The 21,330-nt window shown below is 59.7% G+C and carries 24 protein-coding genes and 1 pseudogene; 5 read left to right on the top strand and 20 right to left on the bottom strand.

Annotated features, from left to right (window positions below; all coding sequences use genetic code 11):
- Nucleotides 1–99: 99 nt before the first annotated feature.
- The 20 genes and pseudogenes from BCS36_RS13685 to BCS36_RS13590 all read right to left on the bottom strand — a co-directional run.
- Nucleotides 100–534, bottom strand: a complete 435-nt coding sequence (locus tag BCS36_RS13685; protein ID WP_291303396.1) for a EutP/PduV family microcompartment system protein — start codon at nucleotides 532–534, stop codon at nucleotides 100–102.
- Nucleotides 535–541: 7 nt separating this feature from the next.
- Entirely contained in the window at nucleotides 542–889 is a 348-nt protein-coding gene (locus BCS36_RS13680; protein WP_291303395.1) for a BMC domain-containing protein, read from the bottom strand.
- A 159-nt stretch (nucleotides 890–1,048) separates the two neighbouring features.
- Entirely contained in the window at nucleotides 1,049–1,600 is a 552-nt protein-coding gene (locus BCS36_RS13675; RefSeq protein WP_291303394.1) for a BMC domain-containing protein, read from the bottom strand.
- Between the two features lie 11 nt (nucleotides 1,601–1,611).
- Nucleotides 1,612–2,934 carry a 4Fe-4S dicluster domain-containing protein gene (locus BCS36_RS13670; protein ID WP_291303393.1) on the bottom strand — a complete coding sequence of 441 codons (1,323 nt, stop codon included), beginning with the start codon at nucleotides 2,932–2,934 and terminating at the stop codon, nucleotides 1,612–1,614.
- A gap of 306 nt (nucleotides 2,935–3,240) precedes the next feature.
- On the bottom strand, nucleotides 3,241–4,347 hold the full coding sequence (locus tag BCS36_RS13665; protein WP_291303392.1) for a 1-propanol dehydrogenase PduQ: 1,107 nt from the start codon (nucleotides 4,345–4,347) through the stop codon (nucleotides 3,241–3,243).
- A gap of 87 nt (nucleotides 4,348–4,434) precedes the next feature.
- On the bottom strand, nucleotides 4,435–4,713 hold the full coding sequence (locus tag BCS36_RS13660; protein ID WP_183720837.1) for a BMC domain-containing protein: 279 nt from the start codon (nucleotides 4,711–4,713) through the stop codon (nucleotides 4,435–4,437).
- 125 nt (nucleotides 4,714–4,838) lie between these two features.
- Nucleotides 4,839–5,180, bottom strand: a complete 342-nt coding sequence (locus tag BCS36_RS13655; protein WP_291303391.1) for a hypothetical protein — start codon at nucleotides 5,178–5,180, stop codon at nucleotides 4,839–4,841.
- A gap of 206 nt (nucleotides 5,181–5,386) precedes the next feature.
- Nucleotides 5,387–5,935, bottom strand: a complete 549-nt coding sequence (locus BCS36_RS13650; protein WP_291303390.1) for a BMC domain-containing protein — start codon at nucleotides 5,933–5,935, stop codon at nucleotides 5,387–5,389.
- A 3-nt stretch (nucleotides 5,936–5,938) separates the two neighbouring features.
- The gene (locus tag BCS36_RS13645) at nucleotides 5,939–6,226 is read right to left on the bottom strand and encodes a EutN/CcmL family microcompartment protein (protein WP_291303389.1); all 288 of its coding nucleotides are present in this window, start codon (nucleotides 6,224–6,226) and stop codon (nucleotides 5,939–5,941) included.
- Nucleotides 6,227–6,233: 7 nt separating this feature from the next.
- The gene (locus tag BCS36_RS13640) at nucleotides 6,234–6,872 is read right to left on the bottom strand and encodes a hypothetical protein (protein ID WP_291303388.1); all 639 of its coding nucleotides are present in this window, start codon (nucleotides 6,870–6,872) and stop codon (nucleotides 6,234–6,236) included.
- Between the two features lie 6 nt (nucleotides 6,873–6,878).
- Nucleotides 6,879–7,700, bottom strand: a complete 822-nt coding sequence (gene eutJ, locus BCS36_RS13635) for an ethanolamine utilization protein EutJ (RefSeq protein WP_291303387.1) — start codon at nucleotides 7,698–7,700, stop codon at nucleotides 6,879–6,881.
- A 2-nt stretch (nucleotides 7,701–7,702) separates the two neighbouring features.
- Nucleotides 7,703–8,383, bottom strand: coding sequence for a phosphate propanoyltransferase (locus BCS36_RS13630; RefSeq protein ID WP_291303386.1), 681 nt, complete (start codon nucleotides 8,381–8,383; stop codon nucleotides 7,703–7,705).
- Between the two features lie 76 nt (nucleotides 8,384–8,459).
- Nucleotides 8,460–8,747, bottom strand: coding sequence for an ethanolamine utilization microcompartment protein EutM (eutM, locus tag BCS36_RS13625; RefSeq protein ID WP_291303385.1), 288 nt, complete (start codon nucleotides 8,745–8,747; stop codon nucleotides 8,460–8,462).
- Between the two features lie 76 nt (nucleotides 8,748–8,823).
- Nucleotides 8,824–10,404, bottom strand: coding sequence for an acetaldehyde dehydrogenase (acetylating) (locus BCS36_RS13620; protein WP_291303384.1), 1,581 nt, complete (start codon nucleotides 10,402–10,404; stop codon nucleotides 8,824–8,826).
- 3 nt (nucleotides 10,405–10,407) lie between these two features.
- On the bottom strand, nucleotides 10,408–11,031 hold the full coding sequence (locus BCS36_RS14195) for a BMC domain-containing protein (protein ID WP_367209507.1): 624 nt from the start codon (nucleotides 11,029–11,031) through the stop codon (nucleotides 10,408–10,410).
- 26 nt (nucleotides 11,032–11,057) lie between these two features.
- On the bottom strand, nucleotides 11,058–11,990 hold the full coding sequence (gene cutD, locus BCS36_RS13610) for a choline TMA-lyase-activating enzyme (RefSeq protein WP_291303383.1): 933 nt from the start codon (nucleotides 11,988–11,990) through the stop codon (nucleotides 11,058–11,060).
- A 98-nt stretch (nucleotides 11,991–12,088) separates the two neighbouring features.
- A complete protein-coding gene (cutC, locus tag BCS36_RS13605) occupies nucleotides 12,089–14,635 on the bottom strand; it encodes a choline trimethylamine-lyase (protein ID WP_291303382.1) in 2,547 nt (848 codons plus the stop codon).
- 58 nt (nucleotides 14,636–14,693) lie between these two features.
- Nucleotides 14,694–16,172, bottom strand: coding sequence for an aldehyde dehydrogenase family protein (locus BCS36_RS13600; RefSeq protein WP_291303381.1), 1,479 nt, complete (start codon nucleotides 16,170–16,172; stop codon nucleotides 14,694–14,696).
- Nucleotides 16,173–16,198: 26 nt separating this feature from the next.
- The gene (locus BCS36_RS13595; RefSeq protein WP_367209512.1) at nucleotides 16,199–16,522 is read right to left on the bottom strand and encodes a BMC domain-containing protein; all 324 of its coding nucleotides are present in this window, start codon (nucleotides 16,520–16,522) and stop codon (nucleotides 16,199–16,201) included.
- A 36-nt stretch (nucleotides 16,523–16,558) separates the two neighbouring features.
- A pseudogene (locus BCS36_RS13590) lies at nucleotides 16,559–16,771 on the bottom strand (BMC domain-containing protein); the annotation flags it as partial.
- A gap of 48 nt (nucleotides 16,772–16,819) precedes the next feature.
- Here BCS36_RS13590 and BCS36_RS13585 point away from each other — a divergent pair.
- The 5 genes from BCS36_RS13585 (at nucleotide 16,820) to BCS36_RS13565 (ending at nucleotide 20,905) form a co-directional block, all read left to right on the top strand.
- Nucleotides 16,820–17,122 (top strand): hypothetical protein, encoded by a 303-nt coding sequence (locus BCS36_RS13585; protein ID WP_291303380.1) that lies wholly within the window; start codon nucleotides 16,820–16,822, stop codon nucleotides 17,120–17,122.
- 117 nt (nucleotides 17,123–17,239) lie between these two features.
- Nucleotides 17,240–18,337: a hypothetical protein gene (locus BCS36_RS13580; protein WP_291303379.1), complete on the top strand. Its 1,098-nt coding sequence runs from the start codon at nucleotides 17,240–17,242 to the stop codon at nucleotides 18,335–18,337.
- A gap of 39 nt (nucleotides 18,338–18,376) precedes the next feature.
- Entirely contained in the window at nucleotides 18,377–18,610 is a 234-nt protein-coding gene (locus BCS36_RS13575; protein WP_291303378.1) for a hypothetical protein, read from the top strand.
- Between the two features lie 209 nt (nucleotides 18,611–18,819).
- Nucleotides 18,820–19,683 carry a MerR family transcriptional regulator gene (locus tag BCS36_RS13570; protein WP_291303377.1) on the top strand — a complete coding sequence of 288 codons (864 nt, stop codon included), beginning with the start codon at nucleotides 18,820–18,822 and terminating at the stop codon, nucleotides 19,681–19,683.
- 286 nt (nucleotides 19,684–19,969) lie between these two features.
- Nucleotides 19,970–20,905 carry a DUF4037 domain-containing protein gene (locus tag BCS36_RS13565; protein WP_291303376.1) on the top strand — a complete coding sequence of 312 codons (936 nt, stop codon included), beginning with the start codon at nucleotides 19,970–19,972 and terminating at the stop codon, nucleotides 20,903–20,905.
- Nucleotides 20,906–21,330: the final 425 nt, after the last annotated feature.

The raw sequence follows: 21,330 nt of genomic DNA, 5'->3' as shown, positions 1-21,330 counted from the left end.
TCGGCTCTCTTTATGTAAAACAGAAGCGCCGTTGGAGCGTTTCTGAAAGGCAGAAGGGGAGGTATAAGGGGCGGTATAAGTGACAGATCAGGGGCAGCGTCAGGCGAACAGCGCGGGTTCATCCTGACGCAGGGTGTCCAGTCCTTCGCCGCTGAGGGCGCTGAGGGCGTAGATTTTCTGGAGTCCGGCGTTCTCGAGAAAGCGCGTGGCGCGTTCAATGGACGCTTCGGGCATATCCGTCTTGGTGATGATGCCCGCCACATGCCGGTTGAAAATGCGGGCAAACCCTGGCGGAAAGGCCGAGGTGCGCCGCGTGGCGTCCTGTATGAACAGCATGGTTTCGCAATCCACGGACACGGTGATGAGCGCGCGGTAAAAGCGCCTGTTTTCCAGAAACTCCGGCGGAGGAAGCACAAAGCGCCCGGCGAATTCCACAGCCATTGGCTGCGGCATGAAGGCAGGCGCATGGCCGAGGGCGCGGGCAAGACTGCGCCTGCCCGCGCCTCGTTCGCCCAAAAGCATGATGCGGCGCATTATGGCCTCAGGACCTGGTCATTTCGGTAAGGTCGTAGTGCAGCACATTGCCAAAATAGCGCAGCACCTCGCGCAGGGCCGCTTCAACGCTGGCCACGTCGCCCGTTATCAGCAGGGAGCCGCCAAAGCGGTCCAGAAAGCCGATGTCCACGCTTGCGGCCTTGGTGGCTATGTCCGCCGCGATGATGACGCCCTCGCAGGGAGTGATGGTCAGTATGCCGATGGCCGTGGCCTGCGCGTCGTCCAGCCCCAGCTTGAGGTAGATGCCTTTTTGCGGACTGGCAATAAGGTGGGCCAGAGTGATCTGCCTGCCCGGCACATACTCCTGTATGATGCGTTGCTTGGTTTCTTCCATCTGGCCCTCCTCGTGATGCTTGAGGCGTATGCCTTTCGCTGCTTTGCTGTCCATTCACCGCAGCGGGCGGGTTTCACGGGCGACCTGATCTGCCTGCCCGTGTTCAATCCGTCAGCAGCAGGCAAAGCGTCTGTCCCCGCGTTTTTTCCTGTATTGCGGCTACAGCAGGTGCTTTTTCAGTTCCTCGCTGGGCGAGGGAATGACGATCTTGCTGACCACCGGGCTGCCCCCGGAAACATTGGCCACCCCGGCATCCACAGAAGACTGCACCGCGCTGACTTCGCCCGTCATGACCACAAAGGCCTTGCCGCCAAGCCCGGCGGAAAGCCGCAGGTCAAGCAGGCGAACGTCGCCCGCCTTGGCCGCGCCGTCGGCAGCCAGCACACAGGAGGCCGCCGTATAGGTCTCGATGACGCCAATGGCGTTGATGCGTCCCTGAATGGCGGTGCCGTTCATGGCCGGGACAACGTCCTCGTGCACATTGGGGATGATAAAGCTGTCCACCACCATATCCGCGCCCAGCGCAAGGCCGGTGTTGACGGAACTGGTGACGGCTCCGGTGTCGCCGGTGATGATGATAAGATATCTGCCGGGGCAGGTGGTCTTGGCCAGAACCAGTTCCACATTGGCGGCCTTGACCATTTCGTCCGCCGTCTGCATGCCCATGCCTATGCTGTTCAGTTCAACACAGCCGATAGTCCGTAATTTCATGCCCTTACCCCTCAGGCCCTGATGGTGATTATGCCGTTTTCAACAGCGCTGACGGCGCCCCTGATGCTGGCGTGAACGCGCGCGCCCATGGCCCCTTCGGGAATTTCGCCGATAAGATCGCCCACATTGACGCTCTGTCCCACGCTCACCACAGCGGCAGCGGGAGCGCCGATGTGCTGGCGCAGGGGAATGCGCACTTCCGAAGGCTCAAAGTCGCCCGCAAAGGGCGGGTGGGCTTCATAGCCCGCAAGGCCAAGGCGACGCACAAGGCTGCTGGTGGGGATGCGTCTTTCGTCGCGGAAGCGTGAAGCAGTCAGCGGACGACCGTCGTATTCCCATTTGACGCCAGCCTGCATGAGTTCCTTTTTCAGCATGGCGTTGACTTCGCGCGGCGAAATGCCCATGGGGCAGGCGAATTTTTCGCAGATGCCGCATTCGGAGCAAAGCAGCGCTTCCCTGGCAATGGGGCTGTCGACGGTCTGGCCGTCCAGCACGCGCATGAGCTTGTGCGGATGCAGGCTGTGCCCAAGCAGGCTGCGGGGGCAGAGGTCCGTACACTGCGAGCACTGACAGCACACCGTATTGGTGAGACGCTTGAGCGTATGGGGGTCCATAACCTTGCGAGCCACCACATTGTGGTCGACCGGCAGCACCAGAAGGCCGCTTGTGGTCTTGGTGACGGGCTGTTCCGCGTCGGGCAGCACGCGGCCCATCATGGGGCCGCCGTCCACCACGCGGTATTCGCTGATGGTGGGGCCGCCCGCAAAATTGAGCACCTCGGAAACACGCGTGCCCACAGGTACGCGCACCACCATGGGGCGGGCCACTTCACAACCCACCGTAAGATAGCGGTGGGTCACGGGCTTGCCGTCCAGCGCGTGAGCTATGTTGTAAAGGCTTTCCACATTGCTGACCACGGCCCCGATCTGCAAAGGAATGCCGCGTTCGGGCACAATGCCGCCCAGCACTTCATAGACCATGACCTGTTCGTCGCCGGCGGGGTAGAAATCGCCCATCTCAAAAGCTTCAAAACGGCTTCCCCGGCGGGCCACGGCCTCGCGCACGCTTTTCATGGCTGCGGCGTGCTTGCCCTTGAGGCAGACGATGCCCTTGCCCGCGCCGGTGCATTCCATCATGGCTTCAAGACCGCGCAGCATGACGTCCACCCTCTCTTCCATCAGATAAGGGTCGCTCATGAGCAGCGGTTCGCAGCTTGCGCCGTTGACCAGCACTGTCTGCGCCGTGGCGTCGGCCTTCACATGGGTGGGCAGTCCCGCCCCGCCTGCGCCCACAACGCCGGCCTGGCGTATGGCGTCCACAATTGCTTTTCCCATGACATCCTCTTGGAGTATTTTAGAGCAGTTTCAACTTAAAAGCGCTCTGGCACTGTCTGGAGCATTTAAGGAAGCACTGATTAAAGAGCCTCCTGGAAACGCGCAGTTGTTTCGTTTGGCAAGGCGCGATCTTTTTTTGAAGCAGGAGTGGACTCTTCCGTCCTCGACTGTTTCAAAAAAAGTGAAGCAACGCCGCCAAACGGAATAAATCAGCGTTTCCCCATGCCCCGGGTTTTTGCGCGGGCTGTCCCCGCAGTGAAAATCACGTCACTACTATGGACAAAATCTGTGCACTTCTGCGCACGACTACCAGACGCTTTCCAGCAGTTTGACGATGTCGTCGTGAGAGGGCATGCGCGGGTTGCTTTCAGTGCAGATGTCTTCAAGAGCGTTGGCCGCCATGGCGTCCAGGCTCTTGCGGTATTCGCTTTCATTGACCTTGAGTTCGCGCACGTGGGCCGGAATGCCCATGGAAGCGTTGAGGTCGCGTACGGCGCTCACAAGGTTTCTCGTGCCTTCTTCCACCGTGGCGGCGGGCAGGCCGACCATTTCGGCGATTTCACGGTACTTCACGCCAGCGTCAAAGCTGTTGAAATCAATGACCACAGGCAGCAGAACGGCGTTGGCCAGACCGTGAGGAATATGGAACAGGCCGCCCAGGCTGTGGGCCATGCTGTGCGTGATGCCAAGGCCGCTGTTGGTGAAGGCAAGGCCAGCCATGCAGGAGCCGATGAGCATGTTGTCTCTGGCTATCATGTCGTCGCCCTGCGAATAGGCGCGGTGCAGATAGGAAAAGACGTTGCGGATGGCCCTTTCGGCGTAGATGGCCGTAAAAACATTGCTGTGGCGGGAGGTGTAGGCCTCGACCGCGTGGGTGAGCACGTCCATGCCCGTGGAGGCCGTCACCTGCGGCGGCACCGTGCGGGTAAAGCGCGCGTCAAGAATGGCGGCATCGGGGATGAGCAGTTCGTCGTTCAGCGGGATTTTGACCGCGTTCACCTTGTCGGTGATGACGGCGATGGAGGTCACTTCCGAGCCGGTGCCGCTGGTGGTGGGAATGGCCACCAGCAGGGTTTTTCTGTTCTGGTCGGCCTTGCGGCCGAAGTAGGATATGGCCTTGGCCATATCAATGGCGGAACCGCCGCCAAGGGCGAGGATCATGTCGGCCTTGCTGCGCAGAAAAAGCCCCGTGGCTTCCACCACGGCCTGCAGCGTGGGGTCTGGCTCCACGCCGGAAAAAATGTCAAAGCTTATGCCCTTGCGTTTCAGGTGGCTGACCGCCTGATTGGCAAAACCGCTTTTGACCATAAAGGGATCGGTTACCACAAAGGCGTGACTTGCCGGAAAACTTTCAAGAGTTTCCAGTGCGTAGGGGCCGTAGCAGATCTTTGTCTTTCCGTAAAACTGGGTCACGTTGTCCTCCGGGGTATTCGCGGGGGCGGAGCAGTTCGCCCCCGCGTCACCGTCGTGTGAGCTTGGTCAGTAAAGCCTTGCACGGCCTTACTTGCATTTGGGCAGAATCATTTCCACTTCTTCGTGAGGGCGGGGGATCACGTGCACGCTCACAAGGTCGCCCACACGCGAAGCGGCGGCAGCGCCAGCGTCGGTAGCGGCCTTCACTGCGCCCACATCGCCGCGCACCATAACGGTCACAAGACCGGAACCCACCTGTTCGCGGCCGATCAGGGTCACGTTGGCAGCCTTCACCATAGCATCAGCAGCTTCCACAGCGCCCACCAGACCACGGGTTTCAATCATTCCCAAAGCGTCAGTCATCATCGCCATTGTCGTCTCCTTACCTCAAGGGGTTGTTTTTCGGGGCAGACCCGAAAATCGTTTACAGCGGGCGTCGCGCGCCGCGCCGGAATTTTCCCGCCCCGGGCGCTGACCCGGGATGGTTGTTGTTATTTGAACCCACCGTTGATGGCGGCCACGGTTTCCAGCGTGACCTTCCGCAACTCTTCGGGATCGGTAATATTGTAGTGTTCCTTGATGATGGCGGCCACGCCGATGAGCAGCTCTTCCTGTTCGGGGCTGTGGCAGGCAGTGGCGTTTTCGGCCTTGTGGTCGCCGCCGCAGCAGCCGCAGCAGGACTCTGCCGGGGCATCGGCCCAGGTTATTTCAATGCCGCGTCTGGTCAGCTCGTCACGCGCTCCGGCAGTGAGGATTTTGGAGCCGTCCATTGTCAGGCGGTTGCCGGTAACGTAGTCCTGCAGGTTGTCCACAGTTATCAAAGTCTTGCTCATAAGTACCTCTCAGGCCCGCGCGGGGCGGGTTTTATGGTAGCCGCTCTGGAGCAATTTAACTTTTAAATTGCTCTTATCGTGCTCTGGCGGCTGCGTGAGCAGACGTTCGCTACGGAGGCGTAAGCGCAGTTTATCTGCGCGGTTAAACGCCGAAGCGAGCGTGCCTTAAACTTTGAGAATGTATATATTCCCATAGTTTATCTGCTCTAGTGGCCCGTGCCTGTAAATGCCTTTATAAGTTCCGCATCGGGCTGGGGTATGACCGCCATCTGTTGCAGGCTCTTGCCCAGCGCGTCGGCGGCAGCCTGTGCGGCTTCGCGCACAGAGGCCACATCGCCCGTCAGCACAAAATACGATTTGCCGCCGATGCCCTGGCCCATGACAAGGCGCATCAGACTGATAGCAGCTTTTTTAACGGCCACGTCGGCGGCCATGATGCCGTCGGCCGCATTGCGACACTCCACAACGGCCATAGCCCTGCCAGCGCTTTGCGCGGGCTGGCGGCGCAGGGCTGCCTGCACCTGGGGCGAAACCGGCGAAATGACGTAGCGCCCGGCCAGGTGAAAGCCCGTGTCCTCGGCAGCGCGCACAGACGTTTCCACAGCCTCGCGGTCGCCTTCCACCAGAATGATCAGGCGTCCTGCGCAGATCACCGATGCCCGTATGAGGGCAACGGGCGCTGCCTTGAGCATGGCGTCGGTAATTTCGGCCCCGGCGGCTATGCTGCGGCTGTCCACAATGCCAAGAGTATCCATGGCCTATTCGCTCTCCGGCTTTTTGCCCATCATTTCTTCCTGGTCGAGAATGCCCACTATGGCGGCATCAACGGGCGATTCCTGATTGTAGAGCGCCTTGCGGGCAGAACTGCCGGTGGTGATGAGCACCCGTTCGCCTATGCCCGCGCCCACACAGTCAACCGCCACAAAGCTTTCGGCCAGCTTGTTGTGGGCGAGATCAAGCCGCTGTACTACCATGAGCTTCAGCCCATTGAGGGAATCTTCCTTACGGGTGGCCCAGACGTTGCCTACAACAATGCCTATCAGCATGCGACACCTACAGATTTTTCAAAATGGTCATATGGTGACTGTCCGCGGCCTCCTGGGCCAGGGGCGTCACCACCGCCTTGCGGGGCACGCGCAGCGTCTGCGCGCCTGTCCTGGCGGCCTCTGCCACATGGTCTGCCGTTACAAGGCTCTGGCGCAGACTGGCGGCTTTTGCCGGGGGCGGCGCAAGCTCCGTCAGGCCAAAACCCGCAAGCGCGGCCTCGTACGCTTCATACATCTGCATCAGGGCGTAGGGAGCCGTTTCCGCATAGGCGCGGTAGGCAAAACCCAGCACGCGCACTTCCTTACCCTTGAGCAGCAGTTCCAGCACCTTACGCAGGGCAATGCTTGAGGCCCTGCCCTGTGCCAGGTCGGCCATGTCGGAACAGCCAAGCTCCGGCAGGACGTAGAACGCCGCTTCTTCCGTCTGGTTCGCGGTTTCAAAGCGCACCCGCGCTCCGGGAAGACGCGACGCAACCTCGTGCGCCAGCTTGTCATCGGCCGGAGCCAGAATTTCAACCGTCGGCGCACTGGCCAACTTGTCGCCATGGGGGGCAGCGGCAAGTTGGGCCAGTACGCGCTGCACCACGGCATCAATGAGAGCCTGCGTGTCCGTTGTTACGGCAGTATCTTTCAGCTTGGCTTCCATATGATGCTAGTCCGTGCAGTTGAGGGCGATGCCAAGGGGCGTCACTAAAAAAGGGTTGGCAGGCTTGAACGTGGGCACGCCGGTGTACTTCTGGATGACTTCTTCCATACCGGGCAGGCAGCAGGTGCCGCCGACAAGATAGAGTGCCGACACGTTGCGCCCCTGCACATGCCTGTGGATGATGGAACCCATCTTTTCAATGACGGGCCGCACCACGGGCAGGATTTCCTTTTGCCGGGCCTTGTCCTTTTTCAGGTCTTCGGCCTCTTCAAAGCTGATGTCGTAGTTGCCCGCCAGCACAAGGCTCACATGGGTGCCGCCGGTGGGCTCGTCCGCCACATAGACGACCTTGCCGCCCTCAAGCACCGCAATGCCCGTGGTGCCGCCGCCGATGTCCACAATGGCCCCGTCACGCACGTTAAGCACGCTGTTGGCCGCAGTGGGTTCGTCCAGCAGGGCCGTCACCTGATAGCCCGCGCCTTCGGCCACATGGCGGTGGGTTGCGCAGTCGCGCTCGCTGGTGCCGGGGGGCACGGCGATGGCGGCTTTTTCAAGCTTGCGGCCCAGCTTTTCTTCCAGTTCCTCGGTAAGCTCGCGCACGATGCGCAGGCCGCCCGTGTAATCGACGATAAGGCCGTCCCTGACCACCTGGGCAAAGCGCATGGCGCAGGCCACAGGCTGTTTTTTGGCATTGACCGCCACCACGACAATATAGGCCGTGCCCAGGTCCACGCCCACATAAAGCGGCTCCGAAGGCGTGACCTTGCGGGGCTTTTCGCGGCACTTTTCAAGGGTCTCCATAAGCTTGTCAGCGGCGGTAAAGTCCATGGCTAGCCTCTGCTTATTCCAATGATGGTTCCGGTTGTGCCGGGCTTCCAGCCGGAGCTGTTGCCTTCGTCGGCGTCAATGTGCATGGCCAGCTTGAAGTCGTCGCTGACGCGCACCAGCACGTTTTCAAGAATCATCGGGCGCTCGGTTTCAAGCCGCACGTCGACCATGTCCTTGTCTTTGAGGCCAAAGCGGCGGGCGTCGTCCGTGTGCATGTGGATGTGGCGCGAAGCCACGATGACGCCGCATTCCAGCCCCACAATGCCTGTGGACGACGCCAGGATGATGCCCGGCGTGCCGTCAATGTCGCCGCTCTGGCGGACGGGCGGGTTGATGCCCAGGGAGCGCGCGTCCGTGCGGGATATTTCCACCTGCGAAACGCTGCGGGCCGGGCCAAGCACGGCCACATTGTCCATGACGCCCTTGGGGCCGATCAGGCGCACGCGGCCGGTGCTCAAAAACTGTCCAGGCTGCGAAAGCGGCCTGTCGGGACGCAGGGCCTCGCCAAAAAGCGTCATGGCGTCTGCCACGCTCAAATGGGCATGGCGGGCGGAAATTTCTACCGGAATGGGCCCGGCATTCATTGCGGCGGCAGGGGAGTCTGCACATTCCTGGGTCAGCACCCTGCGCACCACGCCAGCCAGAATATCTTTAAGGACTTGCTCGTTCATCTGCGTATTCATCTCGGCTCCACCGCCCGGCGGCGAACGGAGTAGGGTCCGTGCGCCGCCGGGGCCGGGTGTGTGGGTAAGGGGTAAACTAGCCTTCGCGCTTGGGCAGGATCATCTCCACTTCGCTGTGGGGGCGGGGGATGACGTGCACGCTGACGAGCTCGCCAACTTTTTTGGCGGCGGCAGCGCCGGCGTCGGTAGCGGCCTTCACCGCGCCCACATCGCCGCGCACCATGACGGTGACAAGACCGCCGCCCACCTGGCTGCGGCCGATAAGGGTGACGTTGGCGGCCTTGACCATGGCATCAGCGGCTTCAACAGCGCCGACGAGACCACGGGTTTCAATCATGCCAAGGGCGTTGGATGAGTTGGTCATAGCGGTATCTCCTTAGATTTCTTAAATAATTTTTTAAATTGCTGGTTTGGCGGCTGCGGCATGGCCGGGCCGGGGCTTATAAAACCTTTTTCAGCTCCGCCACGATCATTTCCGTGACGGCGTTGATGTCCAGACCGCCCACGGCCGCTGCTGCGGCAGCTTGCGGGGCCACCACGGCATCATGGCTGGCGCCGTGGTGGCAGCAGCCGGAAAGACCGGCGGAAGGCGGATAGCCCCCCGCCGGAGATCCAGAGGGGGAGATGCCCGCCACGGTGGAAACGCCGCACGAGGCGGGGGTTGCGCATGCGCAGCCCTGCGAGTGCAGGTCATAGGCCACGCGGCGCACGTTGAGGAGATTCAGGGGCGTCACGTTGTCGGACGTTGCACTGCCGCCCACCGCGCCGCAGCCCAGGGTGAAGGAGGGGAAGAGCCCTGTGGAAATGCCCACGGCCCCCTGGGTCGAGGGAGTGTTCACAAGCATGCGCGAAACGGGCTTTTTGAGTCCGAATTCGCGGATGACTTCTTCATTCTGCGAATGGATGGCCAGGGAATGCCCCACGCCGCCGTTGTGCAGCAGGGCGATGCACAGTTCGCAGGCTTCACGCCAGTCTTCAACCACATAGAATCCCAACAGGGCGGTGAGCTTTTCCTTGCTGAAGGGATACTTGGGGCCAACGCCCTTTTCGTCGGAAACCAGCAGGCGGGTGCCCTGCGGCACTTCGATGCCAGCGATCCGCGCGATGCTCAGGGCGTCGCGGCCCACGATGGCGGGGTTCATGCTGCCGTTGCCGCGCTCCATGACCTGCTTTACCTTGGCGAGCTTGTCGCCAGCGAGGAAGTAGCAGCCCTGGGCTTCCATAGTGGCGCGCACCTTGTCGGCAATGCAGGCGTCGGTGACGACGGACTGCTCCGAAGCGCAGATGGTGCCGTTGTCAAAGGTTTTGCTGCTCATGATCTTGGTCACGGCGTCTTCGACGTTGGCGCTGCGTTCGATGTAGGCAGGCACGTTGCCAGCGCCCACGCCCAGAGCGGGCGTGCCGGAGCTGTACGCGGCCTTGACCATGCCGGGGCCGCCGGTGGCCAGGATAAGGTCGCTGATCTTCATGAGCTCATTGGTGCCTTCGATGGAAGGCATGCTGATGCTGCTCACAAGATCGGGGGACACATGGCAGGAACGCAGGGCGCTCTGGATGATCTCCACGGTTTTGGCGATGCAGTTGCGGGCGCTGGGGTGCGGGGTGAAGACAATGGCATTGCCCGCCTTGAGCGCGATAAGCGATTTATAGATAACCGTGGACGTGGGATTGGTGGAGGGCACAATACCGGCAATGACGCCCACGGGCACGGCGATTTCCACAATCTTGCTGACCGGGTCGGAATGCAGTTCGCCTATGGTCTTCATGTCCTTGATGCAGGCATAGACCTTTTCGCTGGCGAGCAGATTCTTGATCTTTTTGTCCTGGGGCTTGCCGAAGCCGGTTTCTTCCACAGCCATGTTGGCCAGGGTTTCAGCCTGGGCAGCCGTGGCTTCGGACACGGCCCTGACAACCTCGTTCACGCGGTCCTGGCTCAATTGCGCGAATTCGGGCTGAGCTTTGCGCGCCGCGCGTACAAGGGCGCGGGCCTCCTGAATGGAGAGTAAATCCTTATCAACCATGTTTTACTCCTTTTCCTTCCGTGCCGCCCGGTCGATGGCGTTCATCAGGGTTTGCCTGTTGGCTGAGGCGATCTGCTCACGGCTGAGATCAACCTTCATGGTCTGGGCAAGCTGACGAAGTTTGTTCATGCTCATGGCTTTGCATTTTTCGGGATCATAGGCTTCCTGCCCGTGGGCGGCTGCCTTTGTTCCTGTGTTGGCCTTCGCGCCGCCTTTCGGGGCTGCGGGGGCCGGGGTTTCTTCCACTATTTCTACAATTTCAATAACTTCGGTTTCAACGGCTACGGTCTTGGGCGCGTTTTTGGCGGCAGCAGGGGCCGCGTTGGCCGGAGCCGCCGGGCTTTGCCCGCCGGGCTGGAGCAGCAGAATGCTCTCAAGGCCGCTGTCCGGGCGGGGAATGACGTGGCAGGATACGCACACGGCCCCTTCAAGACGGGACAGGGACGCCCGCGCCGCATCCACCGCCGATTGCACAGCGGCAACCTCGCCAGCTACGGTGATGGTCACAAGGCCGCCGGTAGCCAGGGATTTTTCCAGCAGGCGCACATCCGCCGCCTTGAGCATGGCGTCCGCCGCCTCAATGGCTCCTATGAGCCCCTTGGTTTCTATGAGTCCCAGTGCCAGCATGGCTTTCTCCTGAATTTGGGCCGTGATTAGTGTTTGATGACCTTCACGGCCAGGCCGTAGCCTTTGAGAATATTCTCAATGCGCTGCAAGTCGGCGTCGTCCAGAACGGGGTTGTCCTTGATGGGATATTCCACGTCGATCTGGGCGTACTTGCTCACTCCCATCTTGTGGTAGGGCAGCAGGTCGATGCCCTTGAAATTTTTTCTGTGGGCATGGCCGCTCAAAAAGCGGCCTACGGCGTGTATTTCGGCATCGTCATCATTATAGCCCTTGAGCAGGGGCATGCGGATGTTCACGTTGGAGCCGTTTTCAAGCAGCCACTTCAGGTTGGTCAGGATGGCCTCATTGCGCACGCCGGTGAGCTCGTAATGCTTGTCGGCGTCCATGTACTTGATATCGAAGAGAAAAAGATCACACACGTCTGCCATGTCGCGGATCACGTCAAGCTTGGCGTAGCCCGAAGTCTCCATAGCGGTGTGGATGCCCTTGTGCCGACAGGCCAGCAGCAGGTTTGCCACGGCCTCATGCTGCGCCAGGGGTTCGCCGCCGCCCACCGTGACGCCGCCGCCGGAGTTTTCATAAAAAAGCCAATCCTGTTCCACCACTTCAAGCAGTTCTGAAATGCCTTTCTGTTCCCCGGCAATGGCCAGGGCCGCTTCGGGACAAGCATGCACGCACTTGCCGCAGTTGATGCAGTCCTTGGTTCTGTCCACCACATGGCAGGCCCCTGCGTTGGTCATGCTGTGGATGCCCACGGGACAGACGGCCACACAGGCGCCGCAGTTGATGCACACGTCCTTCTTGAACATGACTTCATAGCGGCGGGTCTGGCTTTCAGGGTTGGAACACCACCGGCAGCGCAGTGGGCAACCCTTGAAAAAAACCAGGGTACGTATGCCCGGACCGTCATACATATTGTACTTTTGTATGTTGAAAATTCTGGCTTTTCTTTCGATCACGGTGTTACCCTTGCCGTCTGCCCTGTCGTTTCACGATTGCTGTCTTTTGGGCCGCGCCCCCTCCACGAGAATAAAGGGGGCGCGGCCTGCGCCAGATTCTAAAAGTGGCGCAGTACTGTTCTGCTGATGATTTCGTCCTGCACGTCCTTGCACAGCTCCACAAAGAAGGCGCTGTACCCGGCGACGCGCACCACAAGGTCGCGGTAGTCCTTGGGGCTCTTCTGGGCTTCAAGCATGGTCTTGTTGTCCAGGTAGTTGAACTGCATTTCGCCGTTGCCGAGGATGCTGGCCGAGCGGATAAGGGTGATGATGCCCTGTTCGCCTTCGGGGGTGTCCAGCAGGCCCGGGAGGAGCTTGAAGTTGTGCACCATGCCGATGTTCATGTTGTCGTTGGACATCTTGGACACGCTCTTGATGATGGCCGTGGGGCCCTTGTAGTCCGCGCCCTGGGTGGGGCTGATGCCGTCGGAAAGCGGCAGCCAGGCCTTGCGGCCGTTGGCCGAAGCGCCCAGCAGCTGACCAAAGGGCGTGTTGTTGGAAATGGAGAGCGTGCCGTGGCTCAGGACGGAATAGAGCGTCTTGTACTTGCGGTGCTCGCGCTCGGTAAAGGCGACGAGGTCGGCAGCGATGCTGTCGGCATAGTCATCGTCGTTGCCGTACTTGGGCGCGGCCAGGCAGTCGGCCAACATGGCGTCGTAGCCCTCGAAGTTGGCCTTGAGGGCCTCGTTCATCTGTTGCAGGGTGTACTTTTTGTCGTCGTACACAAGCTTCTTGATGGCGGCCATAGAGTCCGCATAGGTGGCAAGACCGCTCCAGATCACGCCGGGGCCAAAGTTGTACATGGCGCCGCCGGAGGCCACATCAAGGCCTTTTTCCATGCAGCCTTCGTACATGATGGACATGAGCGGCTTGGGCGCCAGGTCGCGGTGCACGCGCTGGGAAATGACCGTGGCAACGCTGGACCACTTGGTGATGTACTTGATCTGTTCCTTGACGGCGGCGTCGAACTTTTCATAGGTGTCGAACTGGCTCAGGTCGCCAAGGTCGGGGCAGACCTGTTTGCCGTACCAGAGGGGCACGCCGTGGTTGAGCACAAGTTCGATGCAGATGGGCCACTGGGTGTAGGCGGTGGAGGTCCACTGGTACAGACGCCCGGCTTTTTGCGGTTCCACGCAGCCCATGAGGCAGTAGTCGCGGGCGTCTTCCATGCTGACGCCCTTGGCGAGCATCATCTTTATATGGGTGTCGTCAAAGTGCACGGCGGGAAAGCCCATGCCGGAGCGGATGACGGAAACGATTTTTTTCAGATAGTCCTGCGGCGAGGAGTTATGTACGCGGGTGGCCAGCGAAGGCTGGTAGATACGAACGTGGCGCACCGCATCCATGAGCAGGAAGGTCAGCTCGTTAGTGGCGTCGCGCCCTTCGCGGGTGACGCCACCCACGCACATGTTGACGAAGGGCTGATAGCCCGCGAAGAATTTGGAGCTGCCTTCGCTGGTCAGCCACATCATTTCGGACATCTTGATGAGCATGCAGCCCGCGAGGTCAAAGGCCTCGTAGGGGGTGATGCGGCCAGATTCAATGTCGGCCTTGAACAGGGGATACATGTACTGGTCAACGCGGCCAATGGACATGCCGGTCTGGTTTTCTTCAACCACCAGCAGGGACTCCACGGTCCATACGGACTGGATGGCTTCCCAGAAGGTGCTGGGGGCGTGGGCGGGCACGCGGGCGTTGACTTCTGAAATCTTGAGCAGTTCGGCCTTGCGCTTGGGATCATTTTCGCGGGCGGCCAGATGGGCGGCGTATTCGGACATGCGCCGGGCGTAAATCATCACGCCTTCGGTGGTTTCAATGACCGACTTGTAGAAGTAAATCTTGTCGATATCCTCGGGGCGTTCGTAGTCCAGATGCTCCAGGTGTTCGCGGGCTTCGCGCTGAATGTCCAGCATGCCCTTTTTCATCAGGATGACGTCGTAGCCGGGGTTGGAGTCGCCGCCGCCGTTGAGGGCGTGGTAGGAGCAGTCGGACACATAGGATTCGCCCGAAAGTTCCCACAGGCCGGCTTCGCGGTACTGGGCTTCGCAGTATTCGTCCACGGACTTGCCTTCCCAGTAGGGGAAGATTTCTTCACGCAGGATTTTTTTGTCTTCTTCAGCAATATGGAAGGGGTCCTGGGGGCGGTTGGCGATGGTGTCCATCTCGTCCCGCAGCCAGCGCCAGGAAATGTCGGGCGAAAAAGCCCCGGCGCGGGGAGCGCCGTTGGGAGCGCCCACGATGAGTTCATGATCCTGAATGACCAGGGGCGCGTTTTCGCAGCAATGGCGAAAAGCCGTTGCACGCAGCAGAATACGCGGCATGCCGGGGTTTTCACTGTCAATCTTGGTGATGGTGCGCGCGCGGTGAATGGTGATGCGCGGCACCTGCTTGAGATAATTTTCTTTCAGCAGCACGTGGCGCTGGGTGGGGCCTTCAGGCACGCCAGGGCCGGACTGGGCGGCGGGAGCAGCCTGAACCGCAGTGGAGGCAGTGCTGTGCGAGGGCAGGGTGGCAGTGGCGAAAATCTTGCGCAGCTGCTCACGCTCCTGGGGCGAAAGACTCTTTGTTACTTCGGCTATTTTACTTGAAAAATCATGAAGATCCACGTTGTATCCTCCATATTGTGCGGTCGGAATGGCCTTGGGCATCTGGCTTTGACCCGGGCTACCGGGCCTGGGGCAGAGCGCCCAGAGCTTCGCGCAGCACACGCCTGAGCAGATCATAGTTCTGCTCGTTGCTGGTCGCGCCCCGGTCGGGGGCGGACTGGGCGGCAAGATCCGCCAGGGGGGCGAGATCGCGCACGCCATAGCCTATTTTTCTGCGGTAAATGAGATTCATTGGCGAAATATTGTCCGAGGTGATGCCGTAGCCCGCCAGACCACTGCCCTGGGTCATGGCTGGCGTGAGATTTGTTGTCATTCCCATGCCGCCAAAGGCCGCCCCTGTGTTCACCAGCAGGCGCGCCACGGGTTTTTTGAGGGCGAACTGGCTGATGACCTCTTCATCGCGGCTGTGGATGGACAACGTCTGGGCGTGGCGTTCCTGCAGCAGCAGTTCCACGCATTTTTCACAGGCGTGCATCCAGTCCGGCTCCACATAGTAGCCAAGCACGGGCGAAAGCAGTTCCCTGATGTAGGGGTCGCGCCCTGCGACATACTTGCGCTCGGCCATGAGCACTTTTGTTGCGGCGGGAATGGCGAAGCCGGCCTTGGCGGCCAGGGCTTCGGCCGACTGGCCCACCATGTGGCGGTGGCGGCGGCCGTCCTCATAAAAGAGCACGCGGCAGAGCGCATGGGCTTCGTCGTCGCTCATGAAGTACGCGCCATTGTCCTGAAACGCGCGGCGCACCTGACGTTCAATGCAGCCGTCCACAATGACGCACTGCTCCGCCGAGGGGGCCAGCCCGTTGTCGAAGGTCTTGCTGGCAATGATGTGCCTGACGGCGGCGGGGATGTCCGCGCTGCGCTCGATGAAGGCAGGGCCGTTGCCCGTGCCGCCGTAGATGAGCGGCTTGCCGCTCGCCCTGGCGGCCTCGAACATGCCGAGCACGCCCGTAACCATGACCAGGGCCACTTCGGGATGACGCATAAGCTCTTCAGTGCCGCTTTTGGCCACGATGTCGAGGTAGGAGACAGCCCCTTCGGGCAGGCCCTGGGCCAATCCGGCGGCTATCATGATGTCGAGGGCGCGGCGCATGCAGTCCACGGCGCGGGGATGCAGGGAAAGTATGACGGCGTTGCCGGACTTGATGGCCAGCAGTACAGTGTATACTGCGGTGGACACGGGGCTGGTCACGGGGCAAAGAGCCACAATGACGCCCAGGGGAACGCCCACATCGAACACGCCTTCCTGCCCCGGATCGTTGAGGCGTCCCACGCAGCGCATGCCGCGCAGGCTCTGGCGCACGCGGCGACAGACAAAGAGGTTTTTGACCATTTTGTCCTGCCAGCGGCCGCAGTCGCTTTCTTCATGGCTCATGACGGCGAGGGACTGGGCGTGGGATTCCACCGCGTCGGCCATGGCCTCCACTGCGGCATCCAGTCTTTCCTGCGGCATGGCGGCCAGCTTTTTGCGCGCCTCGGCGGCGTTTTCAGCCAGAATCCGCGCCTGCTGTATGGAAATGAGGTCCTTGTCGCCGATCATGCTTTTGGCTCCGTAGTTGTGGCCAGCTAGGCCAGGGCGTACCGCCGCACCAGTCTGACCAGGTGGCGGTGGGGCGTGGGAATGACGCATGAGCTGTACACATCTGCGCCCATATTTTTTACGGCCTTGACCCCGGCTTCCACGGCGGACTTGCAAGCCGCCACATCGCCCTGCACCAGGGCCGAGCAGTAGCCGGAGGCCACGTTTTCATAGCCGATGAGTTCCACGTCGGCGGTTTTGATCATGGCGTCGGCCGCTTCCATAAGATAGATGATGCCGAAGGTTTCGATCATGCCCAGCGAGCGCAGGCCGGGATCATCTTCAGACACGGAATCAAGGGCGTGGGCCATGGCTATGCTGCCCACGCCGCGCACGGGACGCGGCATGACGTTCTGCGCCGTGAGCTTGCCCACGCTGGCGGCGGCAGCGGCCCCGGCGGCCACGGACGCCTGCACGGCCGCTACATCGCCTCTCACCATAATGGTCACAAGGGTGGAACCGACGTTTTCGTAGGCCAGAAGATCCACGTTCGCGGCTTTGAGCATGTAATCCGCGCCATAGATGGCGGGCACCATGCCCAGCGTCTCAATGAGGCCCATGGCCTCTTCACCTGCATACTGCATACATGCTCCGTGCGATTCGTATTTATGCCGCAAGCCACTCTTGACGGCAGTGAAAATAGTGCTTGTTTAAGTTGTAAGCTTTCCCCTGTAGGGCAAAGTCAAGCCCTTTTCATTTTTTCATGTAAAAAGATTTTTGGCGGGGGAGGAAAAAAGCGGAAAGTCTGGAACAGACTGATTAAACAGTCAAAATTAGAGGCTGAATTTACAGGCGATTTTATTTATAGTGTTGCATATCAAAATAATAAGTTTGTATATATAAAGAAAAAATGCGACATCGGCGTCAGAAAAAATGCACTTTATGAGGGCAAAATTTGTAAATCCTATTGACCTTCCCGTTCAGGGTAAACTTATGCTGTGCCAAGGCAGGCGAGGCGGTCTTTGCCGGGGCAAGGGCACCCCCTTCGTCATTTTACACCATCCTTTTGCGAGAGAAGGAGTTATGCCATGGAGCACACGGCAAAACCTGTCGCCGTATCCGATCTGGGCGACATCCCCGCAGCGGAGGCCGCCAAGGACAAACTGGTCAGCAGTTTCAGGCGGCGCGGCATTTTCACGGCAATCATGTCGGGGATGACCTACGGCACGTACACGGCCTTTATGACCCTGGCCATGACCATGGGCGTCTGGTCTGTCTGGTACGGGGGGGAGTCGGGGCTTTCTGAGTTTTCAACCCTGTTTGTGCTGGGCGCTCTAGGCGCTGCCACCACGGACACATGCAGCGCACTCTGGGCTGTCCTCATCGCCACCTTCAGGGGCAAGATGGGCGACTTTTTCCGCTGCGTGAAAAGCAAACCCGGGCTTATCCTTATTGGCGCGGCCGTCATCGGCGGCCCTCTGGCCAGCACGTGCTATGTGCTGGGTCTTAAGAGCGCTGGCTCCATCATTGTGCCCATCAGCGCCCTTTGCCCGGCCATCGGCACCATTTTGAGCCGTTTTCTCTTCAAGCAGCCCCTCACGCCGCGAACCCTGCTTGGCATCTTCATCTGCTTCGGGGCCAGCGCGCTTATCGGCAGCACTGGTCTTGCCGAAGACGCGCCGCCGGATCTTTTTCTGGGATTGGCTTTCGGTTTTCTGGCCGCTTTCGGCTGGGGACTTGAAGGGTGCGTTGGCGGGTACGCCACGTCCATGATCGATCCTGAAATCGGCATCACCATCCGTCAGGTTACTTCCGGCCTCACCAACCTTTGCGTGCTGGTGCCCCTGTTCGCCTTCTTCGGCGGCGACAGCGCCTTTACGATGATCACCACGGCCTTTACTGACACCACTGCCATGCCGTGGTTCCTCGTTGCCGGCCTTGGCGCATGGTTTGGATTCATGCTGTGGTACAAGGGCAACGCCATGTGCGGCACGGCCCTGGGCATGGCCTGCAATGGCGCGTTTTCTTTCTGGGGGCCATTTTTCTGCTGGATCGTGCTTGGCCTGTGGTTTGGCCAGGACGGCTTTGCCCTGGCGCCCATCGCCTGGCTGGCCGCTGTGATCATGGTGTTCGGCATCTTTATCATTGCGGTTAACCCGCTGGAATATTTTAAAAAGAAGGGATAGATCGTCATGAAGCCATTGAACTATGCTATCCTTAAATATATGACAACGGTCAGTGAAGCCTGCACTGAGGACGTGATGGATGCGCTTAAGGGGCAGTACAGCTCTTTTCGGGCCTTTACCAAGCCTGACATCCTCAACGCCCTTATGACGGCGCAGGCCAACGGGCTTGTTGAAGAGTCGCGCTATGACCTGGATGAAAACAACGAAGTGCGCATGTACTTTCGGGCCAATGCCGAAAGCATCGCGACCATAAATCGTTATATACCTGAGTAAACAGCACGCATGTCTTCGGGGGAGGGTTTGCCTCCTCCCGAGACAGGCGAATTTTACGTGAGTACAGCCTCTCCGCCCTGTCTTCTGCTTCGGCAGGCGTCGCTCCACGCTGGCCATCTGCAGTTGGCTTGTTCCTACCCTCCCTGCGTCACGCTGTTATGAATCAGGCCTTTCCACCATGCCTATCACAGGAAGTTTCGGGTGATGCCATGACCAAACGCGGCTATACCATCAGCCAGATGAGCGAGATTTCCAAGATATCCAAAAAAGCCTTGCGCTTTTATGACGATCTTGGGCTTATTTCATCCAAAAGACACGGAACCAACAACTACCGCTATTATACGCAGGAAGACCTGCTCGCCGTGCCGCCCCTGAAGTATTACAAGCAGATGGGCTTTCATCTGGGAGAGATTCGCGCGGCTTTCGAGGTGGGCAGCAATACGTCGCTTACCGCTCTGCGTGAAATGTTCATGGACAAGATCGGGGCCCTTCATGAAGAAGAAAAAGTGCTGCACGAACGGCTTACTTCTGTTCGTGACTGGCTCGAGCTGCTGCATGAGGCGGAAATGGTGCTTGAAAACAGCCTCCAGAGCGTGTCGGTGAAGTATGTGCAGCCCGATAAACTGCTTTTTCATGAGCAGATTTTTACTCTGGACATCAAGTCAGCCATCATCAATCTTGAATTTACCAACTATGTCGAGTCAGTGGAAAACAGCATCACCGGGCCTGTCATCATCTACTTTTCTTCCATCGACGACCGCATAAGGGACGTGGAGCAGAAGATGCAGGTGTTGCAGAAAACCATTTTCCCTTGCCAGCAGAATCAGACCAGAGATTTTGGCGGTTTTCTGGCCGCCAGCTGTTACCATATCGGCCCGCATGAAACCATCAGGGACACGTACAGGAAAATCCAGCGCTGGTGCGCCGCCAATAACTATATTTGCGATAAAAGCGCCTACGAACGCTATGTCACGGATTTTTGGACCACCAGCCATGAAGACCTGTTCGTTACCGAGGTTATCGCAAAGGTCAGCCGTCCCGGCAGTGTGCGCAGGCCTCTGGAGCAGGAATAGCTTTGTGGGGGAGGGATCCTTTTGCAAAAGGGTCCCACGCCCCCACCCCCTAAAATTTTTATTCTGGGTCAGTGTAAAATGTTCTTTGGCATGAGGGGCCAGAGGCCGCGTCCTTGAGACAGCACGGCGCTTGAAAGCCTGTTTGTCCTGACTAATCTGGAAGCGGGCGGGGCAACAACGCCGGAAAATATGTTCTCAGTGGTAATATGTCCAAAGACTGAAGCGGTCACAGCGCAACAACCTACGGCGTGCCTGCTGCACGCCGTTTCATAACCGGAGAATAGCCATGCAGGGACTTGCACTGGCCAGAGCCTTTTATGAAGTCTGCCGCCCCATCCTGTGGCGGGAACTGCCCGACGTCATGCCCAATGCCGCCGTGGGCCTTGTGGGCGAAGGGTCTGAATGCTTTGGTTGTGATGACGAGGCTTCGCGCGATCACGATTTCGGCCCCGCTTTCTGCCTGTGGCTGCCACGCGAAGAACTGCGCCGCAATGCAGCCCGTATTGAGGCGGCCATTGCCTTGCTGCCCCATAGCTTTGAGGGGTTTGAAAGCAGGCTTGCGCCTGAGCGCCGTATTGGCCGGGTGGGGCCGTTGGCTCTGGAGGATTTTTACGGATTTTTCACCGGCCTGCCGCACCTTCCCGGCACATGGCAGGAGTGGTTTGCCATCCCTGAATACCAGTTGGCGGCCTGCACCAATGGCGAGGTGTTCGAGGACGGCGCGGGCGAGTTCACGCGGTGGCGCACTGTATTGCAGGGGGGCTGCCCACGTGATGTGCGGCTGAAAAAGATGGCGGCCCGCTGTATGGTCATGGCGCAGGCGGGGCAATACAATCTTCCCCGGTGTCTTGCGCGCGGCGACGGGCTTGCCGCCATGCTGTGCGCGGCCCGCTTTGCGGAGGCTGCGCTCTCACTGGTTTATCTGTGCAATGGGCGTCATATGCCATTTTACAAATGGGCGGGCCGTCTTGCGGCCTCTTTGCCCGTGCTTGGCGCGGAGACCGCGCGCGTGCTGACGGCCCTGGCCGCGCAGCCCCTGTGCGGCAGTGAAAATATGGAGGCCGCGCACTTGGTGGAAAGCCTGTGCGCGCAGGTGGCCAGTCACTTGCGCCGCGAGGGACTGAGCCAGGACACCGGCGACTGGCTGTGGACGCATGGCCCGCAGCTTATGCGCCATGTGCAGGAACCGGAATTGCGGCGCATGGATATGTTGCAGGGATAGGCAGGACAGCAGCGAAGCTTCTGTCAGATTTGCGTGGTAAGCTGGAGCATTTTTCCCTTTGGAAAGGGGCACTCGCTCTGACGCTGCGCGAGAGTGCGGCGCGTCGCAACGTGGCGCAACATGGTGTAAATCCATCTGAAAATCGTATTTTCCGGCAGGATGACAAATTGAAATGCGAAACATTTCAGAGTGCATCTGACCTATAGACGTCACAGAGCCGTGCAAGGGACTGGTCAAATTGGCCGAACGGGCTGAACTGGCCGAACTAACGGAACCCCTCGTTATTGCCATAGCCGACTGGATAGCCGCAAGTGCTCGGTACCACGGCGGGCCGCTTCGTCCGTCACCACGGGCGTCTCACGGATTCTGGCGGCGGGGCAGCAGTGGGTGGTCGTGCCGTTATTTGCAGGGCGAATGAATTTATC

The sequence above is a fragment of the Desulfovibrio sp. MES5 genome, assembly GCF_002237645.1.
GTDB lineage: Bacteria > Desulfobacterota > Desulfovibrionia > Desulfovibrionales > Desulfovibrionaceae > Desulfovibrio.
The sequence above is the reverse complement of the archived record's forward strand: the minus strand, read 5'-3'. Positions and strand labels throughout refer to the sequence as shown.